Here is a 12,124-nt window from a genome sequence, read left to right as displayed (position 1 = left end):
AGGAATAATCGCGCCGTTTGAGAGGTTATGCCCCTATGAGTATGATCAGCGTCGAAAATATGACCAAGCGCTTCGGTCCCATCCTGGCCGTCGACAATGTCTCCTTTCAGGTTTCCCGCGGCGAAGTGATCGGTTTCCTGGGTCCGAACGGGGCCGGGAAAAGCACCACCATGCGCATTCTGGCCGGCTTTTTTCCGCCCACCTCGGGGCGGGCCAGCATCGGCGACCATAATGTCGTCAGCCACACCCACCAGGTCAAAGAGCTGGTCGGCTATTTTCCCGAACGGGTGTCGGTGTATCCCGACCTGCCGGTTCGGAGCTTTTTGAATTTTGTGGCCGAGGCAAAAGATGTCCCCCGCTCCGAACGCAAGAGCGCGGTCGGCGCCGTCGTTGAAGCCTGCGGCTTGCGAGAGGTCAGCGGTCGTGTCATCGGCCACCTGTCCAAGGGCTATCGCCAGCGGGTCGGCATTGCCCAGGCGCTGATGCACAAACCCCAGGTCCTGATCCTCGACGAGCCGACGATTGGTCTCGATCCGGCCCAGGTGGTGGAGATTCGCAAATTGATCCGTGACTTGGGATCAGAGCGAACGGTCATTCTCTCGACCCATATCCTGTCTGAGGTCAGCTCGGTGTGTGATCGGGTCATTATCATCAACCGCGGCCGCATTCTGGCCTCGGAATCCCTGGACACCCTGCGCAGCCAGCTGGGCCGTAACCGTCAGATTCGGGTCGAGGTGAGCGGCGCCCAGGCTCAGTCTGTTCCAGACGTGCTGGCTCGTCTGCCCGGCGTGGTGCAGGTGCATCCCGACCAGGATGAGGAACCTGGTCAAGCAAACGGAAAGAGCTGCTGGATCGTCGAACACCAGGGGGAGGAGATACGAACCGAGATCAGTCGGGCGGTCCTCAAGCAGGGCTGCGGTTTGCTGGAACTCCGCTCTCTGGAGCCAACCCTGGAAGATATGTACTTGCAGCTGATCCGGCAGGCTCAGGGAGAACAAACGTAGAGGCGTGTGGTGGCCGAGTAGGGGCAACCCTCTGTGGTTGCCCGTCAGGCTGAGCGAAACGATGAAATTCTGGTGCGTTTTCAAAAAAGAGCTGCAGCTGTACTACGGCTCATTCATCGCCTACGCCCTGTCCATGGCCTTTCTGGTCCTGGCCGGGTACTTTTTCTACACTGATATGATCTTCTACGATCTGTTCGGTGACTTCATGGATATCACCACCTCGCTGTGGTTCTACTATTTTCAGGACGTGCGTTTTTTCAGCCTGCTCATCCTGCCCCTGCTCACCATGCGCCTGTTTGCCGAGGAAAAAAAGCTGGGGACGATCGAGCTGCTGTGGACCTATCCGCTCAAGGACTCCCACATCATTCTGGGCAAGTTCCTGGCCAGTTTTTTTGTATTTTTCCTGATGGTCGCCGCCACCCTGTTCTACCCCCTGCTGTTGTCAACGATCCACGCCTTTGCCTGGGGACCGCCCCTGGCCGGCTATCTCGGCATCCTGCTGTTGGGCGCGGCCTTTATCGCCTGCGGCACGTTCATTTCGTCGCTGACCGAGAATCAGCTGGTCAGCGCCATGTCGACCTATGCGGTGCTGGTCTCCTGGTGGTTTCTGACCTGGAATGAGGAGGCGGTCGGGGAAGAGCTGCTGGGGATTTCGCTGTTTGACCGCTTTGAGTCGTTTGCCAAGGGCGTGATTAATACCAAGGATGTCTTCTTCTTCGTCATGGTCACCCTGGTGTTTCTGTATCTCACCCTACGCTCCACGGAGTCGAGGAAATGGCGCGGGACACGTTAGAAAATATGGCCGCTCCGGACCCCGGGAGCGGTCTGTGGCCGGGCGCGGAGACGGTGCGACGCGGCTGTCTGCTGGGGCTTGAGATTGCCTTCGTGCTGGTGATCGTCTTTTCGCTGGGCAGCCTGCTCGGCCGCTGGAACGCCCGCTTCGATCTCACCCCGACCCAGAAATACAGCCTGGCTCCCATCACCGTGCAAACCCTGGAGGGCATCACCTTTCCCATCCAGGCCAGCGTCTTTTACCGCCGTGGCGACCGCGAAAAGCACGACGAGTTGCTCAGCCTGATGCACCACGAAAACGCGCTGTTCCAGTACCGGCTGTACGACCTGGACCGTGCCCCGGGCCTGGCCCAGCGCTATGGGGTCACAGCCTACGGGACGGTTGTTCTGGAGTCGGCCGACAATCGGGTCACCCTGCCGATGGTGGATGAGGAACGCATGCTGAACGCGCTGCTGCGCGTCTCACAGACGCAGAAGATCGTCTATTTCCTGGTCGGCCACGGCGAGAACAATCCGGGCGACGGCCAGGAACGCAACGGCTACGGGGTGGTCCGGCAGGTTCTGGAAACCGAAAACTACCAGGTCCGTCCCCTGGCCCTGCTGCGGACCCAGCAGGTGCCCGCAGACGCCGACCTCGTCATTGTCAGCGGACCCAAAGACGACCTGGCGCCGGCCGAGCTGACGGCCCTGACCAGCTATCTCGAAGCCGGCGGTAACGCCTTGCTGATGCTCGACCCCTTTACCGTACCCCACCTGTCGGCCTACCTGGCCCGGTTCGGACTGCACCTGACCGACGACGTGGTGATTGACGAAGAACGCGGCGTGGCCGGCGGAGAGCCGCTGATGCCGATTATCTCGGATTTTGCCGAAGACGTGTTTCCCCGCCGTTTGAGTGGCTCGCCAATTCTGCCCTACACCCGCCCGGTCCGCGTTCAGGACGGCCAAGCCACGCCGTTTGCCTTCTCCAGCAAGGACAGCTGGGCGCTGAAGAGCAGGGCTCGGGCCGAACAGGAGGGGCTGCACTTCAAAGAGGGCGAGGACGAACGCGGCCCCATCCCGGTCGCGGCGGTCGCCAGGGTCGGTGCCGGGCAGTCGGGCAAACTGGTCGTGCTGGGTGACTCGGACTTCGTCAATAATTTTTATGCCCGTATTCCCGGTAATGTTGACTTCTTCATGAATACGGTCGGCTGGATGCTGGATCGCCAGCAGCTGATCAGCATGGGTCGCAACCCGGGCGGCATTCCCGATCAAAAACGGGTCTCGACCCCCCGCCAGAGCTTGTACCTGTCCGAGTTGCAGAAGAATCGCTTCTTCTGGTTGATGGTCGTCCTCGAACCTGTCCTGGTTCTGGCCGCCGGTCTGTTTGTGGCCGTTCGACGGAGAAAGCGCGGATGAAGCTGTCAGCAGAAAGTCGACGGGTCATACTCCTGGGACTGATTGCGCTGGTCCTGGGCAGCTATACCTATCTCAGTGCTCCCGCAAGCCGGCCGCTCGGCGGGCCGCAAGCCGCGACCGACCGGGAACGCCCGGCCCTCAACTTTACGGCAGAGGAGGTCACCCGGATCGAGCTGGTGTACAACCAGCAGCACCTGGTCTGCCAGCGCAGCCAGGACGGCTGGCAGGTGGCCGTAACCGGAGGGGCGGTCCGGCCCGCAGCGGTCCAGGACTTTCTGACCAATCTCGGTAAGCTGCTCCACCTCGGCAATGTCGAAGGGATAGAGGACGAGCTGGCCGAATACGGCCTCAAGCCGCCCCAGGCCTCGATCACCCTCCAGCTGAACGGCCAGGAAACGCGCCGCTTACAGATCGGCACCCGCAATCCGGTCCAGAGCAGCCTGTACGCCCAGATCAACGATGCGCCACAGGTTGTGCTGGTCGGCGCCGTTGTCCTGTGGGACATCCGCAAGCTGTTTACAGCCGCCAACCAAGCCCAGAGTTAGCCGAAAGTGTAGCCGTTCAGACCGGCGTCTTATGCCCCGTTCTTTTGCATTGTTTCGCCGGACAGAATTTGCTACAGTGGCGGGCGGTCATTAATTGACCATGTATTCGCTGAGTGAGTTGGTTCGAGAGTAAAGGCCCTGGGAACCCGCTCATGGGTTCCCGGGCCTTTTTTACCACGACGGAGGAAAACGTGGCAAACAAACTTTTTGTTGGCAATCTGCCGTTCAGCACGACCAATCAGGATCTCGAAGAACTCTTTGCTCAGTCGGGCGCAGTGACATCGGTGAATATCATCATGGATAAGTTCACCGGCCGTTCGCGCGGGTTTGGTTTTGTCGAAATGGGCAGTGACCAAGAGGCCCAGTCGGCCATCGAGCGCTTCCACGAGTATGAGTTGAACGGCCGGCCGCTGACGGTCAACGAGGCCAAACCCAAGGAACCGCGCGGACCGCGCGAGGGTCGCGAACGCTGGTAAGACACCCGCGACGCGGTATGATCTGAGACGCTAGGCAGGGAGGTCGTCTTGAGCACACGTCTGTACGTTGGAAATTTGCCCTCACGTCTGTGCTTTCCCGAATTGGAAGACTTGTTCACGCCATTCGGTTCGATTGCCACTGCCGAGCTGATCACCGACCCAGCAACCGGCTGGTCGCGCGGCTTCGGCTTTGTTGAGATGACCAACAACGAAGACGCTCAAGCCGCCGTAACAGCTCTGAACGGCCACGAGGTTGAGGGCAATAACCTCGTGGTCAACGAAGCCAGCCTGATGCGTGGAGGGCCGCGAGACAGAGGCTCACGCTCAGGCGGGGGCGATTCCGGCCGATCGTCGGGCGGGCCGCCACGTTCGCGTGGAACCCGCCTGTTTGTCGGCAACCTGCCCTACAGCGCCAGCGCCTCAGACGTTGAGACGCTGCTCAAAGAAGCCGGCGCCGTGGCCAGTGTCAGTCTGGTGACGGACCGCGGGACCGGCCAATCCAAAGGCTTTGCCTTTGTTGAGATGGGTTCTAAAGAGGAGGCCGAAGCGGCCATCAAGCGCTTTGACAGCCAGACCCACCTCGGACGTGTGCTCAAAGTGAATGAAGCCCGGCCGCAAGAGCGCCGGGGCGGCGGCGGACGGCGGCGTTTCTAGCCCAGGTCCGCTTTTTCCGTCGCAACGCCAGATCCCGCCTCTTATCCCTCACCAGCGTCGGCCGCCAGACTGTAAAACACTAGGCCGGTCAGGAGCTTAGGATAAAAATAGGTGGACTTGTGGGGCATAGTTTCCCCTCCGTCACACACCTGTTGCACTTGGTCATATGGAGTCGGGTTCAGAAAAAAGGCGGCCTGACAGCGCTGCTCGACTACCGCTTGCAGGGCCTCCTGAGTGCTGCTGGTGTAGGAAACTGTTGCTTCCTGCTGCTCAGGCGTGAAGCCCAGGACGCGCTGAAAAAGCACGTCGTGGAGCACCGTCACGTCGACCGCCCGCAGCGCGGCAGACCGGTTCGAGCCCCGATGGATACGCTCGTCAAAGGACAACAGCCAGTAGTGTCTGGCACCGGCCAGCGCACAGCCGATCCGTCGCTCTGAGTCGGTCGCACCGTCTCCCAGGGCGGCAAAGAACTCGGCCGTCCGATCCCGAGGGTACAGTCGGAGTCGAAAGTCTCGGCTAAAAACGGCCCGCAGTGCATCCACACTCGGTAGGGGCGCGTCGTGAATCAGCCGGTGGGTGGGCAGAATCACCACCCCCTCGTCCTCGGCGTTGGTCACATACGCCAGCACGTGGCGCAACGCGGCGTCGGGCGGAGCCCCGGGGTGTTCGCGGCGATAGCGCAGCGCGGTCTCGTAGCGGTGATGGCCGTCGGCAATGATCAGCGACTCCGCAGCCAGACCCGCCGCTACCTCGGCGATCCGGGCCGGGTTGGTCACCCGCCAGACGGTGTGTCGGTGAGCCTGTCCGTCGCTGACGGCGATGATCGGCTCGGCGAGTTCCCCGGCCAGCACCTGTTCAATTGACCAGTCTTTGCGCGCGTACAACAAAAACACCGGACTGAGCTGGGCCTGGCACGCTTCGAGTAAAGCCAGGCGATCTTTTTTGGCGTCCTCAAAGGTCTGCTCGTGAGGGCGAATGACACCGCTGGCAAACTCTTCGAGTTGGACCGCAGCCAAGATCCCGGTACGCCGCCGCGGGCGGCCGTCGGGCAGGCTGAAATCCTGGCTGTAGACGTACAGGGCGGGCTCCGGCTCCTGCATCAAGACCCGTTTTTCACGCCAGCTGCGCCATAGCTCGGCCGCCGTGGTGTAGCGCTCGGCCGCCTGATTCAGGTCGAGATGAATCGCGTTGTAGGGGCTCTGGCTGTGGAGCAGAGCCTGTTGGCGTTCGGAGATGACATCGTACGGCGGGCAGACCAGGGCTTGCAGGTCGCCGACCACGGCCGGATTGTAACGGATACCGCGAAAGGGTCGAATGTGTGCCATGAGTCCTGTCAGTCAGCGCAAAAGGCAATCGTGATCTCTTCTGGATAGCGTGAGGTTATCACAATTATCTTTCTTGGAGAGCCCGCCGACCAATGTCACGTCGGTAGTGTACGCCCGGCCAGCTGATCCGCTCGACCGCGCCGTAGGTGGTGGCCAGGGCTGCCTGGAAATCACGACCACAGCCGGTCACGCCCAAGACGCGTCCACCGTTGGTGACAAAACGGTCGCCCTGTTTTGCCGTGCCGGCGTGGAAGACCACCCCGTCCGACCAGTCACGGAGCGTGTCGAGGCCGCTGATCGGCAGCCCTTTTTCATAGCCGCCGGGATAACCGTCGGCCGCCAGCACCACACACACGGCCGGACGCGCATCCCACACCAGGGACACCTCGGCCAGGCGTTCATCAATCACCGCTTCCAGCACCTCGACCAAGTCCGACTTGAGGCGGAGCATCAGCGGCTGGCATTCCGGGTCGCCAAAACGAATGTTGAATTCGAGTACCTTGGGGCCGTCCCGGGTCATCATTAAGCCCGCGTACAAGACCCCTTTGTAGACAATACCGCGCTGCCTCAGCCCACGCAGGGTGGGGTATAAAATCTCATCAACAATTTGTGCGGACAGCTGCGGCGTGATGACTGGAGCCGGAGAATAGGCACCCATACCGCCGGTATTCGGCCCCCGGTCGGCGTCAAACACGCGCTTATGATCCTGCGAGGACGCCAGCGGAACCACACTCGTGCCATCGCTCAAGGCCAGGAAAGAGACTTCCTCGCCCTCCAGAAACTCCTCAATCACCACCCGCTCGCCGGCCGCACCAAAGGCCCGCTCGCGCATGATCCGCTCAATCGCGGCGTCGGCTTCCTCGAGCGTGGGACAGATCAACACGCCTTTGCCGGCGGCCAGACCGTCGGCCTTGACCACGAGCGGGGGACCGACACTGGCCGCATAGCGGCGCGCCTCGTCCGGGTCGGTACAGGAGTGAAAGGCCGGCGAGGCCACCCCTTGGGCGCGCAGCAGCTCGCGGGTGAAGGCCTTGCTGGCCTCCAGCTGTGCGGCCTGACGCTGCGGGCCAAAGATGCGCAGGCCGACCGCCTCAAAGGCGTCAACAAGACCCAGACTCAGCGGTAGTTCGGGTCCGACCACAGTCAGGTCGACGCGCTCGTCCTGGGCAAAGCGCACCAGACCCGGAATGTCCTCGGGCCTGAGCGCGACCAGTTCGGCCAAGCCGTCCATGCCCGGATTCCCCGGGGCGCAGTAGAGCCGGGACACCCGCGGGCTGTGGTGAATCTTCCACACCAGCGCGTGCTCACGGCCACCGCCGCCAATGACCAGGACTCTCATGCTAGTGCCGAAAATGGCGCATGCCGGCAAAGATCATCGCCATGCCGTGCTCGTCGGCCGCAGCGATGACCTCAGCGTCGCGCAGGCTGCCGCCGGGTTGAATGACCGCCGTCGCCCCGGCCGCAGCCGTGACATCGAGCCCGTCCCGAAAGGGAAAGAAGGCGTCCGAGCCAACTACCGAGCCCCGGGTCTCCAGCCCCAAGTCCCGCGCCCGGGACACGGCAATCTTGGCAGAATCAACCCGGCTCATCTGACCCGCCCCAACCCCGACGATCTGATCCGGTCCGGTCAGGACAATGGCGTTCGACTTGACGTGCTTGCAGATCCGCCAGGCAAAGTCCAGCGCCCGATACTCCTCGGCGCTAGGGCGGCGCTGGGTCACCACCTGGCAGTCTTCGACCCGGATACGACCGCGGTCGCGCTCCTGAAGCAGCAGCCCGCCCACCACCGGCTTGGCCTCGAAGCGGGCCGGCTGGGGATTGGCCAGCGCCGGGATCTCGAGCAGTCGGATATTACGCAGACGCTTGGACGAGGCCAGCAGGTCCAGCGCCGGAGCGGAAAAGCCCGGGGCGAGAACGATCTCCAGAAATCCGTGCTGGTAGAGGTCCAGGATCTCCCCGGCCGTGTCGGCGTCAAGCTCGCGGTTGAAGCCGACAATACCGCCAAAAATCGACACCGGATCGCACGCCCGGGTCTTGCGGAAAGCCTCGGCCAGCGAGGTCTCGGACGTGGCCGCGCCACACGGGTTGGTGTGCTTGACGGCCACCGCCGCAGTCTGCTCAAACTCGTGCAGCAACTCAAAGGCCGCGTTGGCATCGACGATATTATTGAACGACAGTTCCTTGCCCTGCAGCTGGCGGGCGTTGGCAATACACGCCTCCCGAATCTCCGGGGCATGGTAGAAGGCGGCGCGCTGGTGCGGGTTTTCGCCGTAGCGCAAGTCCTGGGCCTTGACGTACTGGAAGTGAACGGTGTCGCCAAACGGCGTGTCCTCATCGCCGTCGAGCCCGCCCAGATAATCGGCAATTGCCGCGTCGTAGCGGGCGGTCAGTCGAAACGCTTTTTTGGCCAGCTCAAGCCTGTGCTCGGCAGACAGGACGCCGTCGGTCTGGAGCACGCTCAGCACCCGAGGATAATCATCCGGGTCAACCACCACCCCGACGTGGGCGTGATTCTTGGCCGTGGCCCGTAGCAGAGACGGTCCGCCAATATCGATATTCTCGATCGCCTCGGCGAACGAGCAGTCGGGGCGGGCGACCGTCTGCTCGAACGGATACAGATTCACGACCACCAGATCGATCGGCTGCAAGCCGTGTTGGTTCATCGCCCGGACATGTTGGGGGTCGTCCCGGCGGTGCAGAATCCCGGCATGGATGCGCGGGTGCAGGGTCTTGACCCGTCCGTCAAGCATCTCCGGAAAACCGGTAAAGTCCTCGACCTGCACCACCGCCACACCGGCCTCGGTCAGCGCCCGGGCGGTGCCGCCGGTTGACACAATCTCAATACCGATGGCGACCAGGCCGCGGGCAAACTCGACCACTCCGCGTTTATCGCTGACGCTGATCAGCGCACGGCTGACGCTCGGCATAGGCTTCTCCGTGTTGTCTGGCTGCGCATGTGTGAGGGGAATAACAAAAGCCCCGCAGCTTGTCCAGGGACGGTCCGTATGGCTTGTCAATCTCCAGGCGAAGGCATATGGTGAGGCGGTTATGAGGATCGTCCTTAACGGCGAAGAGCGCGAGTGTCAGGACGGCTGGACGCTGGCGGACTTGGTCAACGATCTGGGTCTTACCCATAAGCGCATTGCCGCCGAGGTGAATCGAGACATCATCCCCCGCACCGAGTATGACCAGCAGCGCCTTCAGGCCGACGATGTGGTCGAGGTCGTCAACTTTGTGGGCGGGGGATAAGCGCGGAAACACACAACGGGGTAGATGGACCATGCATGACCCATTCATTCTTGCTGGCAAAGAGTACCAGTCGCGCCTCATCGTCGGGACGGGCAAGTATAAGGATTTTGCCGAGACCAAACGGGCGATCGAAGCCTCGGGGGCCGAGATCGTGACCGTTGCGGTGCGGCGGGTGAATATCACCGATCCGACCAAGGAGAATCTGCTCGACTACATTGATCCCGGCACCTACACCATTCTGCCCAACACCGCCGGCTGTTATACCGCGGACGACGCGATTCGGACCTGCCGTCTGGCCCGCGAGGCCGGGGTCGGCAATCTGGTCAAGCTGGAGGTCATCGGTGACGACAAGACCCTCTTTCCCGATATTCCGGCCACCCTGGAGGCAGCCCAGGTACTGGTCAAGGAGGGCTTTGTCGTCCTGCCGTATATCCACGATGACCCGATCTCGTGCAAAAAACTCGAAGACATGGGCTGCGCTGCGGTCATGCCGTTGGCCGCCCCAATCGGCTCGGGGCTGGGGATTCGCAATCCCTACAACATCCAGATCATCCGCGAACACAGCACCGTACCGGTGATTGTCGACGCCGGGGTGGGCACGGCCTCGGACGCTGCGGTAGCCCTGGAAATGGGTTGTGACGCGGTCCTGATGAACACGGCGATTGCTGCGGCCACAGATCCCATCCTGATGGCTGAGGCCATGAAGCTGAGTATTCAGGCCGGACGCAAAGCCTTCCTGGCCGGACGCATGCCCAAGAAGCTGTACGCCACAGCCTCAAGCCCCCTCCAGGGTCTCCTCGAATAAGGGTCTCCGCGAATAAATTGATTGTCACCGACCGCCGCCAGACGGCCGGTCGGCCCCTGTACGATGTCGTCCAGGCCGCCCTCGACGGCGGCGTTCGCGCCGTCCAGCTGCGCGAGAAAGACCTGGAGGGCGGGGAGCTGTACCGGCTGGCCGTCCGGCTGCGTGACCTCACCGCTCGTTATGCGGCCCGGCTGCTGATTAACGACCGCCTCGATGTGGCCTTGGCGGCTGGTGCCGACGGGGTCCACCTCGGACAGACCTCTCTTCCGGTCAGCACGGCCCGCCAGCTACTCGGCCCAGGCAAACTGATCGGTGTCTCGACCCATTCGCCGGACGAAATCACGGCCGCCCAGGGAGCCGATTTTGTGGTCTTCGGACCGGTGTATTTCACTCCCTCCAAAGCCGACTACGGCCAGCCCCAGGGGGTGGCGCGTCTGCGCCAGGCGGCCCGCCACAGCCCGGTTCCGGTCTTCGCCATCGGCGGTATACAGGCCGACCGGATTGCGGCTGTGCGCCGCGCGGGCGCCCACGGCATCGCCCTCATCTCGGCGCTCAGCGCGGCGGCCGAGCCGAGCCGGGCGGCACACGAGTTGCTGACCCGACTCGGCCCGCCGGACAAGGCCGATTGACATTGTGTCGGCGGTCATTTATCCCTCTTCATCGACGCGCCTGTCCATTCTGCCACCCTAGCTCAGTTGGTAGAGCAGCTGATTCGTAATTAGCAGGTCGTCGGTTCGACTCCGATGGGTGGCTCTTGAAAAACCCTCTGCTCAGGCAGGGGGTTTTTTCGGCAGGCGGCCCAGCAGATCCAGCTGGTGGGCGATATACACCAAGGAGCCGTCCTCAAGCTGAGCGCGCCGCCGGGCCAGCCAGTCGGCAAAGCGCCGAGTATCAAGCTCGGGATGGCCGTCCAGAGCGGTCTCGAGCGTGTCAAGAATGCAGCCCAGAAAATACGCCTCGTCGGCCGGATAGCCGTCCGGCCCGGCAAACACCACCCAGTCGGAGCTGCCGGCCGCTACCACCTCAAGCCCGGCGTTCCGCATATGGCCGAACAGCTGCCGCCCGGCCCGACTGCCCCCAGACCGAGCCCCGGCGATGCGCCGCTGGTCCATGGTCTGGTGGTAGAGAGCCTCGATCTCGGCGTCGAGCCGGGGCTCAAGCTGAGGCTGAAAAATCGTCGCCCCGTCAAAGGTCAGGCTGGAGTACAACAGCCCACCAGGTGAGAGCACGGACACCAGTTCGGGTAAGACCGAGGCCACGTCCACCAGGTCCAGAAAGGCGTGGGCGAGCAGCACGTCCCAGGTCTGGTTCCCCCGTTCACGACACACAAAGGCTGACAGCTCCACGGCTTCCAGCTCGACCGTCACAGCCCGGACGGCATCCGGCTCAGCGCTGTGGCCGGACTGCAAGCGTAGCCGCCAGCCACGCTCCTGAGAGGACGAGCCGGGCGGCCTCGCTGGGCTGACACGCAATCCGTGCTGCGCCGCCCAGCCCGGCAGGCGACGGGCGGCCGTGCCGATACTGGCCGCGTCGGCGTCAATGGCGGTGTAGGTCGCCCGGCTCAGCAGCCGTTTTTCCAGAACTCGTTCGATCATCGTGCCAATACCGGCCCCGACCTCAAGCAGACGCAGGGGCCGGTCCTGACTGGCCCGGGGCAGCAGCTCGGTAAAACGCTGCCACACCTGACGGTTGAGCGAGCGGTCGTCCAGGCTCTTTTTGGCCGCCAGGTAGCGGGGGTAGGAGTAGCGCGGAGAACGGGTCATGGCCCAACCAGGCTGAAGAGAAACTGACGGATGCGGCGCGCGCTGTCGTCCCAGGTCGGGCAGCTGTGGTAGCGCTGCCGGGCGGCCAGACTCATCCGCACCAAGTCCCGGCGGTC

At 62.8% G+C, this 12,124-nt stretch carries 13 protein-coding genes, 1 tRNA gene and 1 pseudogene; 11 read left to right on the top strand and 4 right to left on the bottom strand.

Going from position 1 to position 12,124, the window contains the following annotated elements; genetic code table 11:
- The first annotated feature begins 35 nt into the window (after positions 1–35).
- The 7 genes and pseudogenes from J4F42_18080 to J4F42_18050 all read left to right on the top strand — a co-directional run bounded on the left by J4F42_18080 (position 36) and on the right by J4F42_18050 (position 4,866).
- Positions 36–1,004, top strand: a complete 969-nt coding sequence (locus J4F42_18080) for an ABC transporter ATP-binding protein (protein ID MCE2487426.1) — start codon at positions 36–38, stop codon at positions 1,002–1,004.
- A gap of 61 nt (positions 1,005–1,065) precedes the next feature.
- Positions 1,066–1,797 carry an ABC transporter permease gene (locus J4F42_18075; GenBank protein ID MCE2487425.1) on the top strand — a complete coding sequence of 244 codons (732 nt, stop codon included), beginning with the start codon at positions 1,066–1,068 and terminating at the stop codon, positions 1,795–1,797.
- The gene (locus tag J4F42_18070; protein MCE2487424.1) at positions 1,779–3,191 is read left to right on the top strand and encodes a GldG family protein; all 1,413 of its coding nucleotides are present in this window, start codon (positions 1,779–1,781) and stop codon (positions 3,189–3,191) included. Before J4F42_18075 ends, J4F42_18070 begins: the two co-directional genes overlap by 19 nt.
- The gene (locus tag J4F42_18065) at positions 3,188–3,736 is read left to right on the top strand and encodes a DUF4340 domain-containing protein (protein ID MCE2487423.1); all 549 of its coding nucleotides are present in this window, start codon (positions 3,188–3,190) and stop codon (positions 3,734–3,736) included. Before J4F42_18070 ends, J4F42_18065 begins: the two co-directional genes overlap by 4 nt.
- 191 nt (positions 3,737–3,927) lie before the next feature.
- Positions 3,928–4,212 (top strand): RNA-binding protein, encoded by a 285-nt coding sequence (locus J4F42_18060; GenBank protein ID MCE2487422.1) that lies wholly within the window; start codon positions 3,928–3,930, stop codon positions 4,210–4,212.
- A gap of 48 nt (positions 4,213–4,260) precedes the next feature.
- A pseudogene (locus J4F42_18055) lies at positions 4,261–4,497 on the top strand (RNA-binding protein).
- A gap of 6 nt (positions 4,498–4,503) precedes the next feature.
- On the top strand, positions 4,504–4,866 hold the full coding sequence (locus J4F42_18050) for a hypothetical protein (GenBank protein MCE2487421.1): 363 nt from the start codon (positions 4,504–4,506) through the stop codon (positions 4,864–4,866).
- Positions 4,867–4,907: 41 nt separating this feature from the next.
- Here J4F42_18050 and J4F42_18045 read toward each other — a convergent pair whose 3' ends face one another.
- The 3 genes from J4F42_18045 to purH form a co-directional block, all read right to left on the bottom strand.
- Positions 4,908–6,191: a DUF1015 domain-containing protein gene (locus J4F42_18045; GenBank protein MCE2487420.1), complete on the bottom strand. Its 1,284-nt coding sequence runs from the start codon at positions 6,189–6,191 to the stop codon at positions 4,908–4,910.
- A gap of 64 nt (positions 6,192–6,255) precedes the next feature.
- Positions 6,256–7,530, bottom strand: coding sequence for a phosphoribosylamine--glycine ligase (gene purD / locus J4F42_18040; protein MCE2487419.1), 1,275 nt, complete (start codon positions 7,528–7,530; stop codon positions 6,256–6,258).
- Position 7,531: 1 nt separating this feature from the next.
- The gene (gene purH / locus J4F42_18035) at positions 7,532–9,118 is read right to left on the bottom strand and encodes a bifunctional phosphoribosylaminoimidazolecarboxamide formyltransferase/IMP cyclohydrolase (GenBank protein ID MCE2487418.1); all 1,587 of its coding nucleotides are present in this window, start codon (positions 9,116–9,118) and stop codon (positions 7,532–7,534) included.
- A gap of 121 nt (positions 9,119–9,239) precedes the next feature.
- Here purH and thiS point away from each other — a divergent pair, with 121 nt between their 5' ends.
- The 4 genes from thiS to J4F42_18015 all read left to right on the top strand — a co-directional run bounded on the left by thiS (position 9,240) and on the right by J4F42_18015 (position 10,998).
- Positions 9,240–9,440, top strand: a complete 201-nt coding sequence (gene thiS / locus J4F42_18030; protein MCE2487417.1) for a sulfur carrier protein ThiS — start codon at positions 9,240–9,242, stop codon at positions 9,438–9,440.
- 31 nt (positions 9,441–9,471) lie between these two features.
- Entirely contained in the window at positions 9,472–10,245 is a 774-nt protein-coding gene (locus J4F42_18025; protein ID MCE2487416.1) for a thiazole synthase, read from the top strand.
- Positions 10,246–10,262: 17 nt separating this feature from the next.
- Positions 10,263–10,874, top strand: a complete 612-nt coding sequence (thiE, locus tag J4F42_18020) for a thiamine phosphate synthase (protein ID MCE2487415.1) — start codon at positions 10,263–10,265, stop codon at positions 10,872–10,874.
- A gap of 51 nt (positions 10,875–10,925) precedes the next feature.
- Positions 10,926–10,998 (top strand) — tRNA-Thr (locus tag J4F42_18015).
- A 17-nt stretch (positions 10,999–11,015) separates the two neighbouring features.
- Here J4F42_18015 and J4F42_18010 read toward each other — a convergent pair.
- Positions 11,016–12,008: a class I SAM-dependent methyltransferase gene (locus J4F42_18010; protein ID MCE2487414.1), complete on the bottom strand. Its 993-nt coding sequence runs from the start codon at positions 12,006–12,008 to the stop codon at positions 11,016–11,018.
- Between the last annotated feature and the right edge of the window lie 116 nt (positions 12,009–12,124).

The sequence above is a fragment of the Desulfurellaceae bacterium genome (assembly GCA_021296095.1).
Taxonomy (GTDB): domain Bacteria; phylum Desulfobacterota; class Binatia; order Bin18; family Bin18; genus JAAXHF01.
The sequence above is the reverse complement of the archived record's forward strand: the minus strand, read 5'-3'. Positions and strand labels throughout refer to the sequence as shown.

Coding starts and splice junctions, on each gene's coding strand:
- J4F42_18070 (MCE2487424.1), top strand. CDS start 1,779: ATGGCGCGGGACACGTTAGAAAATATGGCCGCTCCGGACCCCGGGAGC.
- purH (MCE2487418.1), bottom strand. CDS start 9,118: ATGCCGAGCGTCAGCCGTGCGCTGATCAGCGTCAGCGATAAACGCGGA.
- J4F42_18080 (MCE2487426.1), top strand. CDS start 36: ATGAGTATGATCAGCGTCGAAAATATGACCAAGCGCTTCGGTCCCATC.
- J4F42_18075 (MCE2487425.1), top strand. CDS start 1,066: ATGAAATTCTGGTGCGTTTTCAAAAAAGAGCTGCAGCTGTACTACGGC.
- thiS (MCE2487417.1), top strand. CDS start 9,240: ATGAGGATCGTCCTTAACGGCGAAGAGCGCGAGTGTCAGGACGGCTGG.
- J4F42_18025 (MCE2487416.1), top strand. CDS start 9,472: ATGCATGACCCATTCATTCTTGCTGGCAAAGAGTACCAGTCGCGCCTC.
- J4F42_18065 (MCE2487423.1), top strand. CDS start 3,188: ATGAAGCTGTCAGCAGAAAGTCGACGGGTCATACTCCTGGGACTGATT.
- J4F42_18010 (MCE2487414.1), bottom strand. CDS start 12,008: ATGACCCGTTCTCCGCGCTACTCCTACCCCCGCTACCTGGCGGCCAAA.
- purD (MCE2487419.1), bottom strand. CDS start 7,530: ATGAGAGTCCTGGTCATTGGCGGCGGTGGCCGTGAGCACGCGCTGGTG.
- J4F42_18050 (MCE2487421.1), top strand. CDS start 4,504: ATGCGTGGAGGGCCGCGAGACAGAGGCTCACGCTCAGGCGGGGGCGAT.
- J4F42_18045 (MCE2487420.1), bottom strand. CDS start 6,191: ATGGCACACATTCGACCCTTTCGCGGTATCCGTTACAATCCGGCCGTG.